The organism is Acinetobacter sp. 809848, assembly GCF_000581275.1.
GTDB lineage: Bacteria > Pseudomonadota > Gammaproteobacteria > Pseudomonadales > Moraxellaceae > Acinetobacter > Acinetobacter pittii.
Map to the genome: position 1 here is coordinate 1 of NZ_JEXG01000208.1, position 375 is coordinate 375.

Below are 375 nucleotides of genomic sequence, written 5' to 3' on the forward strand. Positions count from 1 at the left end.
TCTCTGTTAGACATAAATTATATAAAAATCTATCACCTTTTCCCGATCGATTCCCCCATCTGAACTTAAAAGCTGAATAATTGCGCCTTCAATCATATATAAAAATAGTTTGGCATCTTGAAAAGTCGCATCGGTTTTGAGTTTTATAAGCTGGCTATAGATTTCATTCAGCAGCCATGTGCGATATCTCACTGCGGTGATATAGGCTTTTGGATAGCTCAGTTTCGTTTCAAACATGGCTTTAAATAAGAGGTAGTACATTCCCTCTACATGGGTATGTAAGAAATAAAGCTGTTTGAGTTTATCAGCCGCGCTTGTGTCTTGGGCGTACTCAACAATTGAGACCACTTTTTCTTTTAAACGTTCTTTTTGCAC

1 protein-coding gene is annotated in these 375 nt (G+C 37.3%); it reads right to left on the reverse strand.

The window, feature by feature from the left end:
- Positions 1 to 6: 6 nt before the first annotated feature.
- The coding region (locus tag J536_RS24805; RefSeq protein WP_032064394.1) for a hypothetical protein at positions 7 to 375 on the reverse strand (369 nt) is incomplete at its 5' end.